This window comes from Streptomyces sp. NPDC002889, from assembly GCF_042888425.1.
Taxonomy (GTDB): Bacteria; Actinomycetota; Actinomycetes; order Streptomycetales; family Streptomycetaceae; genus Streptomyces.
The window spans coordinates 44,382-67,113 of the sequence record NZ_JBIAPT010000032.1 but is presented as its reverse complement, the minus strand read 5'-3'; the positions used below and the strand labels follow the sequence as shown (position 1 = coordinate 67,113).

Annotated in this window: 23 protein-coding genes; 12 read left to right on the top strand and 11 right to left on the bottom strand. The window is 71.3% G+C overall.

What is annotated here, in order from left to right; all coding sequences use genetic code 11:
* Positions 1–29 precede the first annotated feature (29 nt).
* Positions 30–1,052 (bottom strand): serine/threonine-protein kinase, encoded by a 1,023-nt coding sequence (locus ACFYWI_RS34010; protein ID WP_389239637.1) that lies wholly within the window; start codon positions 1,050–1,052, stop codon positions 30–32.
* Positions 1,053–1,221: 169 nt separating this feature from the next.
* Between ACFYWI_RS34010 and ACFYWI_RS34005 the strand changes: the two genes are divergently transcribed.
* Positions 1,222–1,485 carry a hypothetical protein gene (locus ACFYWI_RS34005; RefSeq protein WP_389239636.1) on the top strand — a complete coding sequence of 88 codons (264 nt, stop codon included), beginning with the start codon at positions 1,222–1,224 and terminating at the stop codon, positions 1,483–1,485.
* A 39-nt stretch (positions 1,486–1,524) separates the two neighbouring features.
* Here the strand turns inward: ACFYWI_RS34005 and ACFYWI_RS34000 are convergent, their stop codons facing one another.
* Positions 1,525–2,721 (bottom strand): CaiB/BaiF CoA transferase family protein, encoded by a 1,197-nt coding sequence (locus ACFYWI_RS34000; protein WP_389239635.1) that lies wholly within the window; start codon positions 2,719–2,721, stop codon positions 1,525–1,527.
* A gap of 122 nt (positions 2,722–2,843) precedes the next feature.
* Entirely contained in the window at positions 2,844–3,278 is a 435-nt protein-coding gene (locus ACFYWI_RS33995) for an ATP-binding cassette domain-containing protein (protein ID WP_389239634.1), read from the bottom strand.
* Positions 3,279–3,354: 76 nt separating this feature from the next.
* Here ACFYWI_RS33995 and ACFYWI_RS33990 point away from each other — a divergent pair, with 76 nt between their 5' ends.
* Positions 3,355–3,501: a hypothetical protein gene (locus tag ACFYWI_RS33990; protein WP_389239633.1), complete on the top strand. Its 147-nt coding sequence runs from the start codon at positions 3,355–3,357 to the stop codon at positions 3,499–3,501.
* Positions 3,502–3,613: 112 nt separating this feature from the next.
* Here the strand turns inward: ACFYWI_RS33990 and ACFYWI_RS33985 are convergent, their stop codons facing one another.
* The 3 genes from ACFYWI_RS33985 to hmgA are packed head-to-tail and all read right to left on the bottom strand — an operon-like array spanning position 3,614 to position 6,933.
* Positions 3,614–4,828, bottom strand: coding sequence for a type ISP restriction/modification enzyme (locus ACFYWI_RS33985; protein WP_389239632.1), 1,215 nt, complete (start codon positions 4,826–4,828; stop codon positions 3,614–3,616).
* A gap of 11 nt (positions 4,829–4,839) precedes the next feature.
* The gene (locus ACFYWI_RS33980; RefSeq protein WP_389239631.1) at positions 4,840–5,592 is read right to left on the bottom strand and encodes a GntR family transcriptional regulator; all 753 of its coding nucleotides are present in this window, start codon (positions 5,590–5,592) and stop codon (positions 4,840–4,842) included.
* A gap of 12 nt (positions 5,593–5,604) precedes the next feature.
* The gene (hmgA, locus tag ACFYWI_RS33975) at positions 5,605–6,933 is read right to left on the bottom strand and encodes a homogentisate 1,2-dioxygenase (protein ID WP_389239630.1); all 1,329 of its coding nucleotides are present in this window, start codon (positions 6,931–6,933) and stop codon (positions 5,605–5,607) included.
* 260 nt (positions 6,934–7,193) lie between these two features.
* On the opposite strand from hmgA, the gene ACFYWI_RS33970 reads away from it, so the two are divergent.
* From ACFYWI_RS33970 to ACFYWI_RS33945, 6 genes are all read left to right on the top strand, one after another.
* Positions 7,194–9,497 (top strand): molybdopterin oxidoreductase family protein, encoded by a 2,304-nt coding sequence (locus ACFYWI_RS33970; protein WP_389239629.1) that lies wholly within the window; start codon positions 7,194–7,196, stop codon positions 9,495–9,497.
* A 121-nt stretch (positions 9,498–9,618) separates the two neighbouring features.
* Positions 9,619–11,013, top strand: coding sequence for a CitMHS family transporter (locus ACFYWI_RS33965; protein WP_389239628.1), 1,395 nt, complete (start codon positions 9,619–9,621; stop codon positions 11,011–11,013).
* 242 nt (positions 11,014–11,255) lie between these two features.
* Positions 11,256–12,584 carry an ABC transporter ATP-binding protein gene (locus tag ACFYWI_RS33960; RefSeq protein ID WP_389239627.1) on the top strand — a complete coding sequence of 443 codons (1,329 nt, stop codon included), beginning with the start codon at positions 11,256–11,258 and terminating at the stop codon, positions 12,582–12,584.
* A gap of 108 nt (positions 12,585–12,692) precedes the next feature.
* On the top strand, positions 12,693–14,087 hold the full coding sequence (locus ACFYWI_RS33955) for an aldehyde dehydrogenase family protein (protein ID WP_389239626.1): 1,395 nt from the start codon (positions 12,693–12,695) through the stop codon (positions 14,085–14,087).
* A 17-nt stretch (positions 14,088–14,104) separates the two neighbouring features.
* The gene (locus tag ACFYWI_RS33950) at positions 14,105–15,184 is read left to right on the top strand and encodes a Zn-dependent alcohol dehydrogenase (protein WP_389239625.1); all 1,080 of its coding nucleotides are present in this window, start codon (positions 14,105–14,107) and stop codon (positions 15,182–15,184) included.
* A gap of 200 nt (positions 15,185–15,384) precedes the next feature.
* Positions 15,385–16,716, top strand: a complete 1,332-nt coding sequence (locus tag ACFYWI_RS33945; RefSeq protein ID WP_389239624.1) for an MFS transporter — start codon at positions 15,385–15,387, stop codon at positions 16,714–16,716.
* On the opposite strand, the gene ACFYWI_RS33940 is transcribed toward ACFYWI_RS33945, so the two are convergent.
* Genes ACFYWI_RS33940 through ACFYWI_RS33925 form a run of 4 tightly spaced genes read right to left on the bottom strand, consistent with a single transcriptional unit; the run spans position 16,679 to position 19,421 of the window.
* Positions 16,679–17,650 (bottom strand): DMT family transporter, encoded by a 972-nt coding sequence (locus ACFYWI_RS33940; protein ID WP_389239623.1) that lies wholly within the window; start codon positions 17,648–17,650, stop codon positions 16,679–16,681. The genes ACFYWI_RS33945 and ACFYWI_RS33940 overlap by 38 nt on opposite strands.
* 32 nt (positions 17,651–17,682) lie before the next feature.
* Positions 17,683–18,381 (bottom strand): ArsR/SmtB family transcription factor, encoded by a 699-nt coding sequence (locus tag ACFYWI_RS33935; protein WP_389239622.1) that lies wholly within the window; start codon positions 18,379–18,381, stop codon positions 17,683–17,685.
* An 18-nt stretch (positions 18,382–18,399) separates the two neighbouring features.
* Entirely contained in the window at positions 18,400–18,777 is a 378-nt protein-coding gene (locus ACFYWI_RS33930) for a hypothetical protein (protein WP_389239621.1), read from the bottom strand.
* Positions 18,756–19,421 (bottom strand): TetR/AcrR family transcriptional regulator, encoded by a 666-nt coding sequence (locus tag ACFYWI_RS33925; RefSeq protein WP_389239620.1) that lies wholly within the window; start codon positions 19,419–19,421, stop codon positions 18,756–18,758. Before ACFYWI_RS33925 ends, ACFYWI_RS33930 begins: the two co-directional genes overlap by 22 nt.
* Before the next feature lie 64 nt (positions 19,422–19,485).
* Here ACFYWI_RS33925 and ACFYWI_RS33920 point away from each other — a divergent pair, with 64 nt between their 5' ends.
* The 3 genes from ACFYWI_RS33920 to ACFYWI_RS33910 all read left to right on the top strand — a co-directional run bounded on the left by ACFYWI_RS33920 (position 19,486) and on the right by ACFYWI_RS33910 (position 21,690).
* On the top strand, positions 19,486–20,637 hold the full coding sequence (locus ACFYWI_RS33920) for an acyl-CoA dehydrogenase family protein (protein WP_389239619.1): 1,152 nt from the start codon (positions 19,486–19,488) through the stop codon (positions 20,635–20,637).
* A 74-nt stretch (positions 20,638–20,711) separates the two neighbouring features.
* Positions 20,712–20,999, top strand: a complete 288-nt coding sequence (locus ACFYWI_RS33915; protein WP_389239618.1) for a YiaA/YiaB family inner membrane protein — start codon at positions 20,712–20,714, stop codon at positions 20,997–20,999.
* A gap of 64 nt (positions 21,000–21,063) precedes the next feature.
* The gene (locus ACFYWI_RS33910; protein WP_389239617.1) at positions 21,064–21,690 is read left to right on the top strand and encodes a TetR/AcrR family transcriptional regulator; all 627 of its coding nucleotides are present in this window, start codon (positions 21,064–21,066) and stop codon (positions 21,688–21,690) included.
* On the opposite strand, the gene ACFYWI_RS33905 is transcribed toward ACFYWI_RS33910, so the two are convergent.
* Complete coding sequence (locus tag ACFYWI_RS33905; protein WP_389239616.1) at positions 21,678–22,139, bottom strand: MaoC family dehydratase; 462 nt, start codon at positions 22,137–22,139, stop codon at positions 21,678–21,680. The two genes, ACFYWI_RS33910 and ACFYWI_RS33905, sit on opposite strands and share 13 nt — an antisense overlap.
* Before the next feature lie 106 nt (positions 22,140–22,245).
* Between ACFYWI_RS33905 and soxR the strand changes: the two genes are divergently transcribed.
* On the top strand, positions 22,246–22,725 hold the full coding sequence (gene soxR, locus ACFYWI_RS33900; protein ID WP_389239615.1) for a redox-sensitive transcriptional activator SoxR: 480 nt from the start codon (positions 22,246–22,248) through the stop codon (positions 22,723–22,725).
* Positions 22,726–22,732 lie beyond the last annotated feature (7 nt).

Below are 22,732 nucleotides of genomic sequence, written 5' to 3'. Positions count from 1 at the left end.
GGGACCCTCGAGGTCTCCTGCCGCCGTTGCTACGACGGCGCCTGGGTCAGGGCCCAGAGGAGAGCCGCCACTGCCGTCAGGAGCAGCACCACCCCGGTGGCCAGCACGGCGGCCGGCCGGCGGGAAGGGGCCGAAGGCCGGGCCTGGGGTCCGGCGCCGGTGACCGTCGCCTCCCCTTCCTGCCGCCGCGAGGCGGACGGAGCCGGGGAGGACGCCTCGCCATCGTCCGCCAGTGGCGTCCTGGACAAGGATCCTGGCGCTTCCGCCGCGGCCCCGGGGGCGCCGCCCGCGCTCGCCAGCCGCAGTTGGTGCTCGGCCTCCCCGGGCCGGATGCGCTCCGCCGGGTCCTGTCGCAGCAGGGCGGCGAGCACCGGTGTCAGCGTCCCTGCCCTGGCCGACGGCCGCACCTCCGGCCCGGCCGCGGGGGAACGGCCCTCGACGGCGGCGTACAGCAGTGCCCCCAGTGACCACAGGTCCGACTCGGGAACCGCATCACCCCCCAACGCCACTTCCGGAGCCGGGAATGCGCGAGCGGCTCCCGGCATCGCGACCCCGAAGTCGGTCAGCACGATGCGGCCGTCGTTGGCGATGAGCACGTGTTCGGGCTTCACATCGCCGTGCACCACACCCGCCACATGCCCGGCCCGCAGCGCGGCGAGCACCTCCGCCCCGATGTGCGCGGCACGTTGCGGGGCCAGCGGCCCCTCCGCGGCCAGCACGTCCGACAGGGCCAGACCACGCACCAGCTCCATCACGATCCACGGCCGGCCGTCCTCGGTGACCACGTCGTGGACGGCCGCCACCGAGCGGTGCGAGATCCGGCCCGCGGTGCGGGCGGCCCGCTCCAGTTCCGCGTACTGCTGCCGCAGTCCGGCCGCCGCCGCTCCGGCGGGAGACCCGGCCTCCGTCACCGTGATCTCCTTCACGGCGACCTCACGTCCGAGTGCCTCGTCACGGGCCTGCCACACGACGCCCGTGCGGCCCTCGCCCAGCGCGCCCAGGAGGCGATAACGCCCTGCCACCAGGCGTCCCTCCACCGGTACTTCGCTCATCGTGCGCCCCTATGCTGTCCAACTCGCCCTGGAATCACGTTCATTCGGTGAGGGGTTGTCAACACCCGTACGGGTGTGGTGAATCATGTCGCCGGGATACACGAGTGTCCCGACGGGGAGATAGGGTTAACCTGCCCGGGCCGGGTGTCTCGTACGGGTGGGGAGTGACATGGATCAGATAACGATGCGCAGCAGGGCACGTGTGCCTGCGATCACCTGCGGAAGTACAGCGACAAGCACGCGTCTCGACCGCCATCTCTCGGTGTTGGGCGGCCCCGCCGTCCCGCACGGCGAGGCGGCCGAAGCGACTCTGCTCATGCGTGAACTGACGTCGCGTGACGTGACGCACACCCGCCGGAGCAAGAGCGCGCGCGTCTCGCTCTTCGCACCGCTGCGGCGGCTGCGCCGCTCGCTGTTCGGCAGCCGCGGCTGACTCCGGGCCCCGGCCGCCGAATCCTCAAGGCGAACGCGCTCAGGCGACCACACCGTCCCGGCGCAGCGCCGCTGCACCCTCATCCGTCGTCCCCAGGGCACGCAGCAGCGCGTCGGTGTGCTCGCCGAGTGCCGGTACCGCGCCCATCACCGCCGGGGCCCCGCCCGGCAGTGTGATCGCGGGCAGCAGTGCCCGCAGCGGCCCCACCGGTGTGTCCACCTCCCGCCACCGCTCCCTGGCGGCGAGCTGCGGATGCCCGGCCACGTCCCTGACGCTGTTCAGCCGGGCGCAGGCGATGCCCGCGGCCTCGAGGCGTGCGATCGCCTCGCCCGTTCCGAGCCCTGCAAGTGCCTTGGCGACCGCCGCGTCGGTCTGCGCGCGGTTCGCCGTACGGGCGGTGTTGGTGGCGAAGGACGGATCGAGGCCCAGTTCGGGCCGCTCCAGTACGTGTTCGGCGAGCCGGCGCCATTCCCGGTCGTTCTGCACCGACAGCAGCACCTGCTCGCCGTCCGCCGTGGAGTAGGCGTCGTACGGGGAGATGACGGCGTGCGCGACCCCGGTGCGCGCCGGGGCCTTGCCCCCGTGCATCCCGTAGTGCAGAGGATGTCCCATCCACTCGGTGAGCGACTCCAGCATGGAGATCTCCACCGGGCCGCCCCGGCCCGTGACGCCCCGCCGCACCAGCGCCGCGAGTACGCCGGAGAACGCGTACATCGCCGCCGCGATGTCGGCCGCCGGGATGCCCGCCTTCACCGGCTGTTCGGCCGTCCCGGTCACCGACACCAGCCCGGCCTCGCACTGCACGAGCATGTCGTACGCCCGCTTGTGCGCGTACGGGCCCTCGGAGCCGTAGCCCGAGATGTCCACGGCGATCAGCCGCGGATGCGCGGCACACAGCGTGGCCGCGTCCAGGCCGAGGCGGGCGGCCGCGCCCTGGGCGAGATTCTGGACGAACACATCGGCGTCCTCGACCAGCCGGCGCACGATCTCGAGGCCGCGCGGGTCCTTGAGGTCGACCGCGAGGGATTCCTTGCCGCGGTTGCACCACACGAAGTGCGAGGCGAGTCCGCGCGCCGCGGTGTCGTAGCCCCGTGCGAAGTCCCCGCCGTCCGGGCGCTCGATCTTGATGACGCGGGCGCCGAGGTCGGCGAGCTGGCGGGTGGCGAAGGGCGCCGACACGGCCTGCTCGACGGCGACGACCGTGATCCCGTCCAGGGGCGGTGGCTGTTGGCTCATGACAGCCGTACCTATCGTGTATGGGCCACCTTTGTCACCCCCGGACCGTGGTTCGTCCCCGGATCGCGACCGCCGCCCTCCCCGGATCGCGCCTGTCTCCCGGGGGAGGGGACACCTCCGGCTCACGAGCGCGAGTACCGCCGGACCGCGAGCGGCATGCAGAGGGCGATCAGGGCGTGGGTGGTGAGCAGCACGGTGGTGCCCTCGTCGGCGAGCTCGCGCACACTGTCCCGGATCAGGCCCCTGCTGTGCGGGTCGAGGCCGGTGGTCGGCTCGTCGAGGAACAGGACGCGGGGCGGGCTGACCAGACTCGCGGCCAGATCGAGGCGGCGGCGCATACCACCGGAGTAGGTGCGGACCGGGCGGTCGGCGGCGTCGGTGAGCCCGAACCGCTCCAGCAGGTCCGCGGCGCATGAACGGGGGGCGCGCAGCAGCCGTGCGAACAGCCGCAGATTCTCCGCGCCGGTCAGTTCCCCGTCGACCGAGGCGTACTGCCCGGTGACCGCGATGTGGCGGCGCACCCCTGCCGGATCGCGGAGCAGGTCGTGGCCGGCCACCCGGGCACTTCCCGCGTCGGGGGCCGTCGCCGAGCGCAGTCGCTCACTGCCGTGGTCCGAGCAGCAGGAGCAGGCCGTGCGTGGCGCCTACCCGTTCCATCAGGTCGCGACCGGGGCGGATCCGCAGCCGGCCGCCATGCTCGATGAAGCGGGCGTGGCGCCGATCGACCTGGACGAGGTCTTCGAGCGGACACTGACCCGGGTGATCGACTCGTTCGCGTGAACCGGGTGCGGCGGGTGGTTGGCACGAGCCAGGTACGGCGGGCGGTTCGTCCGAACCGGGTGCGGGCCCGCAGCCCTTCGTACGGGCCCGTCTCCCCTGCTCCCGCCGTACGTCACAGCAGCGCGAACTGGCCTTCGGGTCCCTCCTCCTGGTGATCGAGCACCGAGGCCGGGCGGCGCGTCGCGGCGGGTGGCGGCAGCACGCCCGCTGCCCGCAGTGCGGCGGCGCCGATCCGCGGTCCGTGCACCAACTCGGCGCGCTGGGGCAGCAGTTCACCCAGGAGCGCCAGTACGGTGATCAGCTCGAGGAACTGCGAGGTCCACTCCTGTGGCCAGATGGCGGGCCGCAGCGCCTCCAAGGTGCCCGCCTCCCCGTGCGCCGTACGGCGCTCGAACCACAGCTCCAGCACGCGCACGCCTCCGACCTCGAAGTCCCAGGCCTGCGGCGGTACCGGAGAGATACGGCCGCTGCCGCCGATGCTCAGCACCTCCTCGTCGCGGTCGTACGCGATCGAGTCCGGCCGAGCCGGCAGCGCCGCCCGCACATAGGGCCGACGGCCCCCGGGCAGCCTCGGACGCTCGCCGCCGTGCGCGCCGCGCAGCTGGACCTGGGCGATGCGCCGCCCCAGCTCCACCCCCACTGTCCACAGCCGTGCGTCGGCGGTCAGCGGGACCCGGCACCCCGCGGGCGTGGACTGCGCTGCCGCCACGATCCAGCACAGGACGTCGTCGGCACTCACCCCGCACCCGTACCGTTCCGCGAGCGCGTCGAGCAGCCCCGGGGCGACATTGGGCTCCAGCCCGCCGGGCCGCCGGTACAGCGGCCGGATCCGCCCCGGACGGCCCGCCGGTGAGCGCCCGTCCGGCAGCAGGGCGGACACCAGCAGCGCGAGTCCCGCCGTCCTGGGCACATGCCCCTGCTCGACGACGAAGAGCTGCCTGTCGTCCAGAACCCGCCACAGCTCGGGCCTCGCGACATCGATCAGCCGGTGGTCCGGTATCAGCCACTGCTCGTCGAACGCGCCGTGCATGACCCGCAGCGGGTCCGGACAGCGGCCGTCCTCGCGGGCCATCCGGCCGGTTCTGGTGGCCTGCCCCGGCAACTGCGTGACCGCGCTGTGCGGCGTGCGGATGCGGGTGGACCCGAACAGCGCCGTGCGCCCGGCCTCGTCGGCGCCGATCAAGGTGTCCCAGCGGGTCTTGAGGGAGGCGGGGTCGGGCGCCATCACCCACGGCCGTCCCAGCCGCAGCGGTGCCACGGACCAGGGCATGAGGTCGTCGAGCAGCGGCGGCGCGTCGTCGGTCGCGGTCTCGGTCACCCGCCGCATGGTAGTAAGGCTCAGTCCGCGGCATCCACGGTGACCGAGAAGGAGAACCGGTCCCCGCGGTAGCGGATGCGGGCCACGTCCACGACCCGGCCCGTCTCGTCGTACGTCACCCCGGTGTAGTGCAGGATCGGGCTCAGCAGCGGCACCCGCAGCAGCTCCGCGGTGGGCGGGTCCGCCAGCCGTGCCTCCACCGTGTCGGTGATCCTGCTGATCCGGATACCCAGCGCGTCCCGCAGGACCTTCGTCATCGGCCAGCGCTCCAGATCCGCCAGGTCCAGACCGGCCGCGACATCCGCGCGCAGCGCGTTCTCCGCCCAGTTGGTGGGCTCGCCGCTGTCGCCGTCGCAGCGCAGCCGCCGGTACATCAGGACCTCGTCGGTGTCCGGGAAGTACTCGGCGAGCTCAGCGGGCACCGGAGCCGGGCCATGATCCAGAATCGTCGTGCGCTCACCGGACTGCTGGGCGACGATCGCGTCGATCGAGCCCAGCAGCCGCCGCGGCGCGCCCCGCCGCGCCCCCGGCTCGATGAACGTGCCGCGTCTGCGGTGCCGGCTGATCAGGCCTTCCTCCTCCAGCTCCTTGAGGGCCTGGCGCATGGTCAGCACGCTGACGCCGTAGTGCTGGGCGAGCTGCTCCTCGGTGGGAAGCCGCAGCGACGCCTCGGGCGCGCGGCCCAGTATCGAGGCGCGCAGGGACTGCGAGACCTGGTACCACAGCGGCAGCTTGCGGTTCAGGACCAGCGAGTCGGGGGCGAAGGAGGTCACGGCATCTCCGTACTACGACCTGAAGTGGCGCTCAAGACCCTGCCACACGTCGTCGTAGCCCCTTTGCAGGTGGTCGGCGCTCGCCGCCTGCCCGGTCGCGGTCACCGGCCAGCGGGTCTCGAACATGAAGGCAAGACCGTCGTCGATCTTCTGCGGCTTCAGCTCGGCGCCGCTCGCCCTGTCGAACGTCTCCCGGTCGGGGCCGTGTGCCGACATCATGTTGTGGAGCGAGCCGCCGCCGGGCACGAAGCCCTCTGCTTTCGCGTCGTACGCCCCCTCGATCAGGCCCATGTACTCGCTCATCACATTCCGGTGGAAGTACGGCGGGCGGAAGGTGTCCTCGCCGACCAGCCAGCGCGGTGCGAAGACCACGAAGTCGACACCGGCGAGGCCGGGGGTGTCGGAGGGAGAGGTGAGCACCGTGAAGATCGACGGGTCGGGGTGGTCGTAGCTGATGCTGCCGATGACGTTGAAGCGGTGCAGGTCGTAGACGTACGGGACATGGTTGCCGTGCCAGGCGACCACATCGAGCGGGGAGTGGTCGTAGGTCGCGGCCCACAGGTTGCCGCAGAACTTGTTGACCACCTCCACCGGGCTCTCGACGTCCTCGTAGGCGGCGACGGGCGCCAGGAAGTCGCGGGCGTTCGCCAGGCCGTTGGCGCCGATCGGACCGAGGTCGGGGAGCTCGAAGGGCTGCCCGTAGTTCTCGCAGACATAGCCGCGCGCGCTCTCGTCCAGCAGCTCCACCCGGAAGCGGACGCCGCGCGGGATCAGTGCGAGCTCGCCGGGTCGGGCGGGCAGCAGGCCCAGTTCGGTCACCAGCAGCAGTCCGCCGCGCTCGGGGACGATCAGGAGTTCACCGTCCGCGTCGCTGAACACCCGGTCGGTCATGGAGGCGGTGGCGTGGTACAGGTGCACGGCCATACCGGTGCGCTGGGTGGCGTCGCCGTTGCCGCCGAGCGTCCACAGGCCGGACAGCCAGTCGGTGCCGGGCGCGGGTTCTGGCAGCGGATTCCAGCGCAGCCGGTTGGGGTCGGGGACCGTCTCCGTGAAGGGGGCGCTGCGGATGTGGCCGTTGTCGATACGGGTGAACGGCGGGTGCGCCGCCGACGGGAGGATGCGGTACAGCCAGGAACGGCGGTTGTGGGTGCGGGGTTCGGTGAAGGCGCTGCCGCTCAGCTGTTCCGCGTACAGGCCGAGCGGTGCGCGCTGAGGCGAGTTGCGTCCGTGCGGCAGGGCGCCCGGCACCGCCTCCGAGCTGTGCTCATTGCCGAAGCCGGGGGAGAACGACTGATCCGTCAGCCCCTCGACAGTCTTCCGCGCCTGCTCCATGCCGCTCATCGCCCGCTCCTGGTACCGATGCAATCCTATGGACAACCGTAGGATTGCAGGCCGGGCCCTCCAACGGAAGCGGAACGGCGGGATGGGCCGCGTGTCCCGGCGCCGACGGGCTCGGCGAGCTGCTCGGTGTGCAGCGTGCCCGGATGTGGGGCCGAAGGATTTTCGAACGGAATGCGGGCAGGGACTCCCGCCCGTGCATACCGGTCGGTATGCTCGGCCGGGTCAGTGCGTCACCGCCGCCGCCGCCCCGGGAGGACCTCATGTCCCGCACATCCGCCGCCCGTACCGCACCGACGGACGGCGCACGCCCCGAGGCCGCACCCGAACCGGCACACCGGCCCACGCCGGAGTCCGCGACCGGCGCGGCGGCCCGCACCGTCCTGCGCGTCTGCCCCCTGTGCGAGGCCACCTGCGGACTCACCCTCACGATCGAGGGCACCCGGGTCACCAAGGCCCGCGGAGACCGTGACGACGTCTTCAGCCAGGGCTTCATCTGCCCCAAGGGCGCGTCCTTCGGCGAGCTCGACTCCGACCCCGACCGGCTGCGCACCCCGCTCGTGCGCGAGAGGGGCGAGCTGCGCGAGGCGAGCTGGCAGGAGGCGTTCGATCTGGTGGCCGCCCGGATGCGGCCGCTGCTCGAGGAGCACGGACCGAACGCCGTCGGTGTCGTTCTCGGCAACCCGAACGTGCACACCATGGCCGGCGGCCTCTACCCGCCCGTCCTGCTCTCCACACTGCGCACCCGCAACATCTTCTCCGCCTCCACCCTCGACCAGATGCCCAAGCACGTCTCCAGCGGCCTGCTCTTCGGCTCGGCGATCGCCATCCCCGTACCCGACCTGGACCGCACCGACCATCTGCTGATGCTCGGCGCCAACCCGCTGGAGTCCAACGGCAGCCTGTGCACCGCGCCCGACTTCCCCGGCAAGCTCAAGGCGCTGCGCCGCCGCGGAGGCACCCTCACCGTCGTCGACCCCCGTCGCACCCGTACCGCCCAGCTCGCCGACCGGCATGTCCCGATCCGCCCCGGCACCGACGCGCTGCTGCTCGCGGCCCTCGCCCATGTGCTGTTCGAGGAAGGGCTCACCGACCTCGGTGAACTGGCCGCGCACGTGGAGGGTGTGGACGAACTCCAGGACGCGATGGAGGAGTTCACTCCCGAAGCCGTCGCCGCGGCCTGCGACATGGACGCCGACGAGATCCGCACCATCGCCCGCGAACTCGCCGCCGCAGAAACCGCCGCCGTCTACGGACGGATCGGCAGCAGCACCGTCGAGCACGGCACCCTCGCCAGCTGGCTCGTCGACGTCCTCAACATCCTGACCGGCAACCTCGACCGGCCCGGCGGCGCGCTCTTCCCGTTCGCCGCCACCGACCGGGCCCCCCGTCCCGCCGGCCCCGGCAAGGGCTTCGGCCTCGGCCGCTGGTCCAGCAGGGTCAGCGGCCACCCCGAGGCCAAGGGCGAACTGCCGATGGCCGCGCTCGCCGAGGAGATCGAGACACCCGGCGACGGACAGATCCGCGCCCTGATCGCCATCGCCGCCAACCCGGTGCTCTCCGCGCCCGACGGCGACCGCCTCGACCGGGCGCTGTCCGGCCTCGACTTCATGATCAGCGTCGATCCGTACCTGAACGAGACCTCGCGTCACGCGGATGTCGTGCTGCCGCCGCCCCCGCCGTCCCGCAGCGCCCACTTCGACTTCGCCTTCAACGCGCTCGCCGTACACAATCAGGCCCGCTTCAACCCCGCCGCCGTGCCGCTGGACGCCGGGCTCATGGACGAGTGCGAGATCCACGCCCGGCTGATCCTCGCGGTCTCCGGGATGCACGGCGCGGACCCGTCCGCGGTCGACGACATGGTCATCCAGGGCTCGCTCGCCAAGGCCGTCGCCGATCCGCACTCCCCGGTGCACGGCCAGAAGGTCGAGGAGCTCACCGCAGAGCTCGGCGGCCGCAACGGGGCGGAACGCCGCCTCGACATGATGCTGCGCCTCGGCCCGTACGACCTCACCCTCGACAAGCTCCTGGAGAACCCGCACGGCGTCGACCTCGGCCCGCTCCAGTCGCGTGTCCCGCAGGTGCTCAGGACCAGGAGCGGACGGATCGAACTGCTGCCGGGGCCGATCGCCGACGACCTGCCCCGGCTCCGCGCCGCACTGGGCGAGCGGCCCGCCGGCCTCGTCCTGGTCGGCCGCCGCCATCTGCGCTCCAACAACAGCTGGCTGCACAATGTGCCCTCGCTCAACGGCGGTTCCAACCGCTGCACACTCCACGTCCACCCCGAGGACGCGGCACGGCTCGGGCTGGCGGACGGGGCCCTGGTGAGCATCACCGCGGACGGAGGCCGTGTGGAGGCGCCCGTGGAGATCACCGACGCGGTGCGCACCGGAGTGGTGAGCCTGCCGCACGGCTGGGGGCACGACCGCCCCGGGACCCGGATGTCGGTGGCGTCCGCCCGCCCCGGCGTCAATGTCAATCAGCTGCTCGACGGCTCCCGGCTGGACCCCCTGTCGGGCACCGCCGTGCTCAACGGCTTCCCGGTCGAACTCACGCCAGCCCCGTGACCTGGGGTTTTGCTCGTATTGCTCACGTGTCAACACCTTGTTAACAGCTTGACGAGGCACCTAACGTCATCCGGACCGCCGCCCCCCGGTGGAGTTCAAGGGTGAACGTTAGGTGTCCTCCATGCTGACAATCCTCGGCTTCGCCATGATCGCGACCTTCCTGGTCCTGATCATGATGAAGAAGATGTCGCCGATCGCGGCGCTGGTCCTCATACCCGCCCTCTTCTGCGTCATCGTCGGAAAGGGTGCGCACCTCGGGGACTACGTCCTCGAAGGTGTCGGCAACCTCGCCCCCACCGCGGCGATGCTGATGTTCGCCATCGTCTACTTCGGTGTGATGATCGACGTCGGGCTGTTCGACCCGATCGTCCGGGGCATCCTGCGCTTCTGCAAGGCCGACCCGCTGCGCATCGTCGTCGGTACGGCGGTGCTCGCCGCCATCGTCTCGCTCGACGGCGACGGCTCCACGACCTTCATGATCACCGTCTCGGCGATGTATCCGCTCTACAAGCGCCTGAAGATGAGCCTGGTCGTGATGACCGGTGTTGCCGCCACTGCCAACGGCGTCATGAACACCCTGCCGTGGGGCGGCCCCACCGCCCGCGCCGCCACCGCGCTCAAGCTGGACGCCGGCGACATCTTCGTCCCGATGATTCCGGCCCTCGGCGTCGGACTGCTGTTCGTCTTCGTCCTCGCCTACGTCCTCGGCCGCCGCGAGCGCAAGCGGCTCGGGCATCTCTCGCTGGACGAGGCCCTTCAGCCGCAGACGGAGACGGTGCTCGTGGCGGCGGGTGGCGGAGACGACCGCACGAAGGTCACGACCGGCGGCTCCGGCTCCGATGCCGATGCCGATGCCGACCACGGCGACGCTGACTTCCAGGGTCTCGATCCGAAGCGGGACACCCTGCGGCCCGGGCTCTACTGGTTCAACGCCGCACTCACCGTCGTCCTCCTCACCGCGATGATCACGGAGCTGCTGCCGATCCCCGTCCTCTTCCTGCTCGGCGCGGCGCTCGCCCTGACCGTCAACTACCCGAGGATGGCCGACCAGAAGGCGCGTATCGCCGCCCATGCCGACAACGTCCTCAATGTCGCCGGCATGGTCTTCGCCGCCGCCGTCTTCACCGGGGTCCTCACCGGCACCGGCATGGTCGAGCACATGGCCGACTGGCTCGTCGGCGCGATCCCCGAGGGCATGGGGCCGCACATGGCGATCGTCACCGGCGTACTGAGCCTTCCGCTCACCTACTTCATGTCGAACGACGGCTTCTACTTCGGTGTCCTTCCCGTCCTCGCCGAGGCCGGTGCCGCACACGGGGTCTCCCCGCTGGAGATCGCCCGTGCCTCCCTCGTCGGTCAGGCCCTGCACATGTCCAGCCCGCTCGTGCCCGCCGTGTACGTCCTGGTCGGCATGGCCAAGGTCGAGTTCGGCGACCACACCAGGTTCACGGTCAAGTGGGCCGCGCTCACTTCCCTGGTGGTGCTCGCCGCGGGGATCCTCTTCGGGATCATCTGACCCGACCCGCTCCAGGGGCCGGCCGTTGCGCCTTCGTGGCGGGGCAGCCGGCCCCCTGTCGCTCCCGGTCCCCGGGCCGAGGAGCCCGCGGCCGGCAGAGAGAAAGCGGTGCGAAGGACGCGGAATGCCGCACTCCGCAGGAAGGCGGTACCAACCTTCGCAGGAATCATTCCCTGACCGGGAGTAGTCGGATAGCTTCGGGCGTCGCAGCCGCTCCTCCTCTTTCCCTCCGGGCGGGACCTATGACGCGCGCGATTTCCCTGCACGACGTGAGCAAGAGATACGGGCGCGGTCCGCGTGCCGTCGACCGGTTCTCCCTCCGCATCGAGCCGGGGGAGTTCTTCGTCCTGCTGGGGCCTTCGGGCTGTGGCAAGTCGACGGTGCTGCGCATGATCGCCGGCCTGGAGGACATCACCGAGGGCGAGTTGCTGCTGGACGGCGAGTACGCCAACCACATCCCGCCCCGCGACCGCGACATGGCGATGGTGTTCCAGAACTTCGCGCTCTATCCGAGCATGACCAACCGCGAGAACATCGGCTTCCCGCTCCGCCTGGAGAACCCCCGCGCCGACCGCAACCCGCGCGTGGAGGCGACCGCGAGGATGCTCGGCATCGAGGATCTCCTGGACCGGTTCCCCAGCCAGCTGTCCGGCGGCGAGCGTCAGCGGGTCGCGATGGGCCGGGCGATCTCCCGGCGGCCCTCCGTCTTTCTGATGGACGAGCCGCTGTCCAATCTCGACGCCAAACTGCGCAATCATCTGCGTGCCGAAATAGCCCAGCTCACCGCCGAGTTGGGGGTGACGACCGTCTATGTCACCCACGACCAGGCCGAGGCGATGTCGCTGGGGGACAGGGTCGCGGTGATGCGCGGCGGCGTGCTGCAGCAGGTGAGCACCCCGCGCGAGACCTACGCCCTGCCGGACAACGTCTTCGTCGCCGCGTTCATCGGGACCCCGCGTATCAATCTGCTGCAGGCAGTGGTGCACGCGCCGCCGGACGGCCGGATGTCCATCGACCTCGGCCGGCAGCGGCTGCCACTGCCCGAACCCCTCAGCACCGACCACCAGTTGCTCCGTATCCAGCAGGGCCGGCAGATCGTCGTCGGGCTGCGCTCAGAGGCCACCCGCATCGCGCCGCCGAGCCAGGCCCGCCCCGGCGAGGTCGCGCTGACCGGGATCGTCCAGCACATGGAGTACCAGGGACATGAGGCGCTGGTGCACTTCAACACCGGTTCCACACCTGCGGTGGTCGCCGACCTGGAGTCGCCACGGCTACAACAGGCCGGCCGACGGCGCAGAAACGTCGGCCCCGGGGTGCTGACCCGGATCAAGGGCCGTGCGGTCGCGCATGTCTCCGGGCCCGTTGTGGTGCTCGACGAACCGGAACCTGTCCGAGAGGAGCGCCCGGCGGTCGCCGCGAGCGATCTGGTGGTGCGTACCGGCCCGGATCTGCGGCTGCGCACCGGGGCGCAGGTGCCGCTCCTGGTGGACCTCGCGCATCTGTACGTCTTCGACCATCACGGCAGGAGGATCTGCCCGGCCCCGGCGGACCTGCCGGGCCTGGACGCCTAGCCTCACCGTCCGCCCCGTACGCTCGCTCGTCGAGACGCCCCTGGCGCCAGAAAACTAACAGCGCTAGTTTGGGGCGCGGACGACGCCGGCTAGGTGTGGAGGAGTGGCATGAAGGCTCACGACGGCATGTACATCGGCGGCCGGTGGCGGCCCGCCGAGGGAGCGGACACGATCGCCGTGGTCAATCCGGCCGACGAACAGGTCATCGGCCATGTCCCGGCCGGTACCGCCGAGGACGTCGACGCCGCGGTACGGGCCGCCCGCGAGGCGTTCCCGGCCTGGGCCGCGACGCCACCCGCCGAGCGCGGCGCCCATCTCTCGGCGCTGCGCGACGAGATGGCGCGACGGGCGGACGAGATCGCCGAGACCGTCACCGCGGAGCTCGGCGCGCCGTCCGTGCTCGCCCAGCGCGTCCATGCGGGTCTGCCGCTGATGGTGGCGGGCTCGTACTCCGAGCTCGCGGCCTCGTACTCCTTCGAGGAGAGCATCGGGAACTCCACCGTTCTGCTGGAGCCGGTCGGCGTGGTCGGCGCGATCACGCCGTGGAACTACCCCCTCCACCAGGTCGTGGCCAAGGTGGCCCCCGCCCTTGCGGCCGGCTGTACGGTCGTGCTCAAGCCGGCCGAGGACACCCCGTTGACCGCCCAGCTGTTTGCCGAGGCGGTCCATGACGCGGGCCTGCCGGCCGGTGTGTTCAACCTGGTGACCGGTCTCGGGCCGGTGGCCGGCCAGGCCCTCGCCGCGCACGAGGGTGTCGACCTGGTCTCCTTCACCGGCTCCACCGCCGTCGGCAGGCAGATCGGTGCGACGGCGGGAGCCGCGATCAAGCGGGTCGCCCTGGAGCTCGGCGGCAAGTCCGCCAACGTCATCCTGCCGAGTGCCGACCTTGCCAAGGCCGTGTCCGCCGGCATCGCCAATGTGATGTCCAACTCCGGTCAGACCTGCAGTGCCTGGACCCGGATGCTGGTCCACAAGGACCAGTACGAGGAGGCCGTCGCCCTCGCGGCGGCCGCCGTCGCCGCGTACCTGCCGGGCGAGCGGGTCGGGCCGCTGGTCAACGCCAAGCAGCAGCAGCGCGTACGCGGCTACATCGAGCAGGGTCTGGCCGAGGGTGCCCGCCTGGTCGCCGGCGGCCCCGAGGCCCCGCTCGGGACGGGGTACTACGTCAGCCCGACCGTCTTCGCCGATGTCACTCCCGGTATGACCATCGCGCAGGAGGAGATCTTCGGCCCGGTCGTCTCCCTGCTGAAGTACGAGGACGAACAGGACGCCCTCCACATCGCCAACGACACCGTCTACGGTCTCGCCGGCGCGGTCTGGGCAGGGGACGAGGCCGAGGCGGTCGCCTTCGCCCGCCGGATGGACACCGGCCAGGTCGACATCAACGGCGGCCGCTTCAACCACCTGGCCCCCTTCGGCGGCTACAAGCAGTCCGGCGTGGGCCGTGAGCTCGGCCCGCACGGTCTGAGCGAGTACCTCCAGACCAAGTCCCTCCAGTTCTGAGCCGGGAGAAGCCGATCGTGGTCCGCGCCGCCGTCCTGCCCGCCGTCGGGTCTCCGCTGGAGATCACCGGCATCGAACTCCCCGAGCCCGGCCCCGGCCAGGTGAGGGTCCGCCTCGCCGCCGCCGGTGTCTGCCACTCGGATCTGTCCCTGTCCAACGGCACCATGCGGGTGCCCGTCCCCGCCGTGCTCGGTCACGAGGGCGCGGGCACCGTCGTCTCCGTCGGCAAGGGCGTCACCCACGTCGCCCCCGGGGACGGCGTGGTCCTCAACTGGGCGCCCTCCTGCGGAAGTTGCCATTACTGCACCATCGGCGAGGTCTGGTTGTGCACCGAGGCCCTGGCCGGAGCGGGCCGCGTCTACGCCATCACCGAGGACGGCACCGAGCTCCATCCCGGCCTGAACGTCGCCGCGTTCGCCGAGGAGACCGTCGTTGCCGCGAACTGTGTTCTGCCCGTCCCCGACGGCGTCCCGCTCACCGACGCGGCCCTGCTCGGCTGCGCCGTGCTCACCGGATACGGGGCCGTGCACCACTCCGCCAGGGTCCGCGAGGGCGAGTCGGTCGTGGTGTTCGGTGCCGGCGGGGTGGGCCTGGCCACGCTCCAGTCGGCCCGTATCGCGGGCGCCGGGAGTGTCATCGCCGTCGATGTGTCCGAGGAGAAGGAGGAACTCGCCCGCCGGGCGGGCGCCACCGAGTACGTCGTCGCCTCCGACATCACCGCGAAGGAGATCCGTAAGCTCACCGCGGGCCGGGGTGCGGACGTGGCCATCGAGTGCGTCGGCCGAGCCGTCACCATCCGTACCGCCTGGGACTCCACCCGGCGCGGCGGCCGCACCACCGTCGTCGGCATCGGCGGCAAGGACCAGCAGGTGACGTTCAATGCCCTGGAACTCTTCCACTGGGGGCGCACGCTCTCGGGCTGTGTCTACGGCAACTGCGACCCCGCCCAGGACCTCCCGGTCCTGGCGGAGCACATCCGCGCGGGGCGCCTGGACCTGGGTGCCCTGGTGACCGAACGCATCGGCCTGGACGGCATTCCGGCAGCCTTCGACAACATGCTCGCAGGCAGGGGCGGCCGGGCGCTGGTCGTCTTCTAGAGCCGCTCGCAGCAACACCCCGGCCGCCGAGCGGCCGGGGTGTTCGTGCTGCCCGATACCGGGTTACCGGAGGGTAATAACCTCGTAAAAAGTCCTGGTGTTCAACCCGTTGACCTACATACCCACCGGTCGGTACGGTCCCCGCAATCTCCATCGCCATACCCCGCTCCGTCCCCGCACCCCCGGAGTCTGCAACCCTCATGGACACCGCCGCTCAACTCACGGACCCCACTCCCACCGCTCCCACCGATCGTCACCGCAGGCGCGTCGCGACCGCCGCGGCCCTCGCCTCCGCGGTCGAGTGGTACGACTACTTCGTCTTCGGAATCGCCGCCGCCCTGGTCCTCGGCGATCTCTACTTCCCCACGGGCAGCTCGTCCGCCGGCGTGCTGGCCGCTTTCGCCACCTTCGCCGTCGGCTTCCTCGCCCGGCCCGTCGGCGGCGTCATCGCCGGCCAGCTCGGCGACAAGCGCGGCCGCAAGCCCATGCTGGTCATGGCGCTCGTCCTGATGGGCGTCGCCACCGTCGGCATCGGCCTCCTCCCGACGTACGAGACGATCGGCATCGCCGCCCCCGTGCTGCTGGTGCTGCTCCGCGTCGTCCAGGGCATCGCCGTCGGCGCCCAGTGGGGCGGCGCGATGCTGATGGCCACCGAGTACGCCCCCGAGGGCAAGCGCGGCCTGTACGGCAGCCTGGTCCAGCTCGGTGTGCCGATCGGTGTAGTGACTGCGAACACCACTTTCCTGGTCGCCGGCTCCGTCACCAGTGACGCGACCTTCGCCACCTGGGGCTGGCGCGTGCCGTTCTTCGTCGGGTTCCTGGTCCTCGGCCTTGCCTGGTACATCCACGCCAAGGTCGAGGAGACCCCCGCATTCCGTGAGGCCGAGCGCGCGCTGGCCGAACAGGAGAAGAGCGAGAGCGTGACCCGCTCGCCGCTGCGCACCATCCTGCGCAACCACCTCGGCACCGTCTTCCTGGCCGGCGGCTCGTTCGCGGTCAACACCGCGACCTTCTACATCATCATCACCGGCGTGCTGGACTACGCGACCCGTCATCTGGCGATGGAGCGCAGCGCGGTTCTCGCCGTCTCCCTGGGCGTCAGCCTCACCCAGCTGGTGATGATCCCGGCCGCGGCGGCCCTGTCCGACCGCATCGGACGGCTGCGCATCTACGCGGCCGGAGCCGTCGGGCTGCTGGTGTGGGCCGTGCCGATGTTCCTTCTCATCGACACCGCGTCGCTGCTGTGGCTCGGTATCGGCACCTTCGTCACCAGCTGCTTCCTCAGCATCATGTACGGGCCCCAGGCGGCGCTGTTCGCCGAGCTGTTCACCGCGGAGATGCGCTACACCGGCGCCTCCCTCGGCTACCAGATCGCCGCTGTGCTCGGCGGCGGCCTGGCCCCGTTCGTCATGGTCCTGCTGCTGGAGGTGACCGGCACCTCGATGGCCGTCTCCGCCTACATCATCGGTCTCGCCGTGATCGCCCTGATCTCCATCAAGATCCTGGCTTCACGGGCCGCCGCCGCCCGCTGACCCCGGTCCGCCCCCGGGAACTCCCGCCCTCGCGGTCCACCGACCGGCGGGGGCGGGAGCGCGAGACGGCCACGCCGGCCAGACACAGCGCTCCGCCCGCCAGGGTCAACAGCCCCGGCACCTCGTCCAGGACCAGCCAGGACATCAGGACCACCAGCGCCGGAACCGCGTACGTGGTGGCGCCCATCCGGCCCGCCGTCGTACGCGCCAGGGCGTACGCCCAGGTCGTAAAGGCGAGCGCGGTCGGGAAAACGCCCAGATAGACCATGTTGAGCGTCGCCGCGAGGGGAGCCTTCGCCGCCTCACTGAGCAACTGCCCGGTGAACGGCAGACAGGCCACCGTCCCCACCAGAGCGCCGAACGTCGTGACCTGCAGCGCGCTCGCATGCGCAAGTGCCGGCTTCTGTGCCACCACACCGCCCGCGTAACCCACCGCGGCCAGCAGACACAGCAGCACACCGAGCGCGGAGGCGCTGCCCTCACCCGACATCGACAGGCCGACGGTCACCGCACCCGCGAACGACACCGTCATCCCCGCGAGCAGCCGCGGCGGCAGCGCTTCGCCCAGCAGCCGCGCACCGAGCAGCGCGATCAGCACCGGGCCGATGTTCACCACCATCGCTGCCGTGCCCGCGTCCACCTCGCGCTCACCCCAGTTGAGCACCACCATGTAGACGCCGAACCAGAGCAGTCCCGAGACCGCGATCCCGGGCCACGCGGCACGTGGCGGCAGCCCTTCGCGCCGGACCAGCAGGACACAGCCGAGCGCGAGCGACCCGGCGAGCAGCCTGCCGAGGGCCAGTGCGCCGGGGGAGTACGTCGTACCGGCGCTGCGGATCGACACAAAGGCGGAGGCCCACAGCACCACCGTGACGGCCGCCGCGGCGAGTGCGGGCCACCGGGAACGGTGGGTGGTGCCGGTGGGGTTCGTCATGGGGCGACCGTACGGGCCGAAGGGTTCGGCGCTCACCGCAATGTCCCCGGCTCGATGCCCAGCAGCCGCGCCAGCGCCTGCTCCCCGGCCTCGGTCACCTTCACCGCGCGCTCGGAGCCGATGCGTACGCACCAGCCCGCCTCCAGCGCATGGCGGCACAGTTGCGCCCCCGCGACACCGGCCAGATGGGGGCGGCGCTCGGTCCAGTCCAGGCAGCCGCGCACCAGCGGCCGCCGCCCCGTGCGCGGCAGGGGGATGCCCAGCTCATCGAACCAGGCGGCGCCCCGGCCGGTCAGGGCGAAACCGGTGTCCTGGCTCAGCAGCCCGCGCTCGGTCATGGCCTCGGTGATCGTGATGCCCAGCCGTCCTGCGAGATGGTCGTAGCACGTGCGTCCACGGGCCATGGCGGCGGCGGTGCCGGCCGCTTTGAGGCTGTGCGGCCCCGGAGCGGATCCGGGCGGCGTCGCGTGGGCGGCGAGCTCCTCGACGAGGTGCGCGACCCGATGGTCGGCGAGCCGCACGTAGCGGTGCCGGCCCTGTCGTTCCTCGGCCAGCAGCCCGCCTGCGGCGAGCTTCCCCAGATGCTCGCTCGCGGTCGAGGGCGCGACGCCCGCATGCCGCGCCAGTTCGCCCGCGGTCCAGGCGCGCCCGTCGAGCAGGGCGAGACAGAAGTCGGCGCGGGTGTCGTCGGCGAGCAGGGCGGCGAAGGCGGCGAGGTCTCTGGGGGCCATGTCCCCAGGATCGCGCAGTCACTGTTCGGCGGCGGCCGAACCTTCTCCCGCTCCCACCTCCAGCGCCGGAGCGCGGAGTCCCGGTGGTCGTGCTCGAACTCGGGGCCGAGCGGCGCCACCCGGTTCACGGCCCAGGACGGCCCGGAAGACCGCCGGGGAGCCGGGATCGACCGCCCGCAGCAGCGTCGTCGTCCCGTCCGGCACTCGCCGGTCCTGATCCGCGCCGCCCTCCACCAGTTCGCCGGCGACCGACGCGTCGTACGCGGCCACGGCCGGGCACAGCACCGGGAGCCCGTCCTCCCCGGCCATGTCCGGGTCCGCCCCCGCCTCCAGCGGGGCCCGGATCGCCTCCGCGTCCCCGCCCCGTATCGCCGCTACGAACTCTGCGTCGCCCACTTCCCCCGTGCCCCCGTCTCGTACTGCAGCGCCAGCCCGTCGAGCAGCGCCCGCAGCCCCGTCTCGAACGCCCCCTCGTCGACCTTCTCCTGACGCTCCGCCAGCAGATGGGCCTGGCCCAGGTGAGGGTAGTCGGCAGGGTCGTACGCCGTCGCGTCGTCGACGAAGCCGCGCGCGAAGGAGCCGAGCGCGGAGCCGGTGATGAAGTAGCGCATCAGGGCGCCGATGTACGTGGCCTGGGCGGGCGGCCAGCCGGCCCTGACCATGGCGCCGAAGACGGCGTCGGCGACCTTGAGGCCGGCCGGGCGGCGGCCGGGGCCCTGGGCGAGGACCGGAACGATGTGCGGGTGGTCGGCCAGGGCGGCGCGGTAGGAGACCGCCCAGTCGTGCAGGGCGGTGCGCCAGTCGCGCCCGTCGTGCTCGTCGAACATCGAGAGGTCAACCTGCGCGCTGACCGCGTCGGCCACCGCGTCGAGGATCTCGTCCTTGTTGCGGAAGTGGTTGTAGAGGGAGGGCCCGCTGACGCCGAGCTCCGCGGCGAGGCGGCGGGTGGAGACCGCGTTCAGGCCTTCCGCGTCCACGAGCGCGCTCGCCGTGTCGACGATGCGTTCTCGGCTGAGCAGGGGCTTGCGCGGTCGGGCCATGCGGCACATAGTAGGGCCTGCGACAAAGAAACTAGCAGTGATAGTTAAAAGTGGGGTGTCCCGTATGAACCTGGAGCTCACCGAGGAGCAGACGGCCGTCCGCCGGTTGGCCAGGGAGTTCGTCGACCGTGAGATCACCCCGCATGTCGTCGGGTGGGACCGCGCCGAGAGCGTCGACCGCGCGATCGTGAAGAAGCTCGGCGCACTCGGCTTCCTCGGGCTCACCGTCGACGAGGCCTACGGCGGCTCGGGCGGCGACCATCTCGCCTACTGCCTCGTCACCGAGGAACTCGGCCGAGGCGACTCCTCGGTGCGCGGCATCGTCTCCGTCTCCCTCGGCCTGGTCACCAAGACCATCGCCGCCTACGGCGACGAGGAGCAGAAGCGCCGGTGGCTGCCCCCGCTCACCGCCGGTGAGGCGCTCGGCTGCTTCGCACTCACCGAGCCCGGCACCGGCTCCGATGCCGGCAGTCTGACCACCAAGGCGGTCCGCGACGGCGACGACTACGTCATCAACGGCTCCAAGATGTTCATCACCAACGGCACCTGGGCCGATGTGGTGCTGCTGTTCGCCCGGACCAACGACCTGTCCGGCCACAAGGGCGTCTCGGCCTTCCTCGTGCCCGCCGACGCTCCCGGGCTGAGCCGCCGCACCATCCACGGCAAGCTCGGACTGCGCGGCCAGGCCACCGCCGAGCTGATACTCGAGGACGTCCGCGTCCCCGCCACCACGATGCTCGGACCTGAGGGCAAGGGCTTCTCCATCGCCATGTCCGCGCTCGCCAAGGGGCGGATGTCCGTGGCCGCGGGCTGCGTCGGCATCGCACAGGCTGCGCTGGACGCGGCCGTCGGCTACGCGGGGGAGCGTGAGCAGTTCGGCAAGCCCATCGCCCGCTACCAGCTCGTCCAGGAGCTGATCAGCGACATCGCGGTGGACGTCGACGCGGCCCGGCTGCTCACCTGGCGGGTCGCGGATCTCATCGACCGCGGCGAGGACTTCGCCACCGCCGCGTCCAAGGCGAAGCTCTTCGCCTCCGAGGCGGCCGTGCGCTGCGCCAACAGCGCACTGCAGGTGTTCGGCGGCTACGGCTACATCGACGAGTACCCGGTCGGCAAGCTGCTGCGCGACGCCCGTGTGATGACGCTGTACGAGGGCACCAGCCAGATCCAGAAGCTGATCATCGGCCGGGCCCTGACGGGGGTCTCCGCGTTCTGAGCCGGCGGCTTTGAGTACCTCGGTGAGTACGAGCGCCCATCCCGGCCGGCACCGCGTCCCGCGAAGCTGTGCTCATGAGTGAGACACCGGTCAAGCAGCAGAACACAGCGGCGTACTACGGCCAGGCCGTCGCCTCCTTCGCCCTCGCGCTCGGAGCCGTCGCCCTCGGGATCTTCAACCTGGAGACGGACGCCTGGGTGCGTGCCTTCCTGGCCATTGCCGTCCTCTACCTCACGACCTCGGCCTTCACCCTTGCCAAGGTGGTCAGGGACCGGCAGGAGGCCGGGCAGATCGTCAGCCGCGTCGACCAGGCCCGGCTGGAGAAGCTGCTCGCCGAGCACGATCCGTTCCAGAAGCTCTAGGAAGATCTAAGCGCTCGCTCACCCTCGGGGTATGGTGTTCGTCCTGCCACGGAAGGGGCGAGCGATGAGTGCGGCGGACCAGACGCCCGACGAGGAAAACCCATGGGACGAGGTCATTCCCGAGGCGGCCAGAAAGCTGCTCGTCGCCGCCGTCGAGGCGTTCGCGGAGCGCGGCTACCACGCCACCACCACCCGGGACATCGCCGGCCGGGCCGGGATGAGCCCGGCCGCGCTCTACATCCACTACAAGACCAAGGAAGAGCTGCTCCACCGCATCAGCCGCATCGGGCACGACAAGGCCCTGGGGATTCTCGCGGCCGCGTACGACGGTGAGGGGACGCCGACCGAGCGGCTCTACGACGCCGTGCACTCCTTCGTCCGCTGGCACGCCGGACGGCACACCACCGCGCGGGTGGTTCAGTACGAACTCGACGCGCTCGGCGACGCCCACCGCACCGAGATCATGGAACTGCGCCGGCAGACCGACGCCGTGGTGCGCCGCATCCTGAACGAGGGTGTCGAATCAGGCGAGTTCGACGTACCCGATGTCCCTGGCACCGCCGTCGCCGTGCTCTCGCTGTGCATCGATGTGGCGCGGTGGTTCAACGTCCGCGGCCGCCGTACGCCCGACGAGGTCGGCGCGCTCTACGCCGACCTCGTCCTGCGCATGGTGAGCGCTCAGAAGAAGTAGCGGGACACCGACTCGGCCACGCACACCGGCTTGTCGCCGCCCTCGCGCTCGACCGTGACGAGGGCGGTCACCTGCACGCCGCCACCCGTGTCCTCGACGCTCTGCAGCACCGCGGTGGCGCGCAGCCGCGAGCCCACCGGCACGGGGGAGGGGAAGCGCACCTTGTTGGCGCCGTAGTTGATGCCCATCTTCATGTTCTCGACGCGCAGCACCTGCGGGACAAGGGCCGGCAGCAGCGACAGCGTGAGATACCCGTGCGCGATCGTCGTACCGAAGGGGCCGCTCGCGGCCCGCTCCGCGTCCACATGGATCCACTGGTGATCCCCGGTCGCGTCGGCGAAGAGATCGATCCGCTTCTGGTCGACCTCCAGCCAGTCGCTGTGCCCCAGCTGCTCGCCGACCCCGGCGCGCAGCTCGTCCGCGGAGGTGAAGATCCTCGGCTCTGCCATATCCCTGGTCCCTGCCTCTCAAGCGTTCGCCGCTCATGTCTAAGCGCTTGCTCAGCATGGTTGGGCGGAGCCCTCCTGTCAACGGACGACCAGTAGGGTTCGAGGAGTGCCGCAGATTCCCGAGAAGATCCACGAGCTCACGGTCGGCCAGCTCTCCGCGCGCAGCGGGGCCGCCGTGTCCGCCCTGCACTTCTACGAGTCCAAGGGCCTCATCGTCAGCCGCAGGACCAGCGGCAACCAGCGCCGCTACAGCAGGGACACGCTGCGACGGGTCGCTTTCGTGCGTGCCGCGCAACGGGTCGGCATTCCGCTCGCCACGATCCGCGACGCCCTGGCCGAACTGCCCGATGAGCGCACGCCCGACCGCGAGGACTGGGCGCGACTCTCGGCGGCCTGGCGCGGCGAGCTCGACAAACGCATCGAGCAGCTCGGCCGGCTCCGCGACCATCTCACCGACTGCATCGGCTGCGGCTGCCTCTCCTTGGAGACCTGCGTCCTGTCCAACCCGGACGATGTCTTCGGCGAGCGCCTGACGGGTTCGCGGTTGCTGCCGGAACGGGGGCGGCCGAAGAAGGCCGACGCCTGACGCGGCA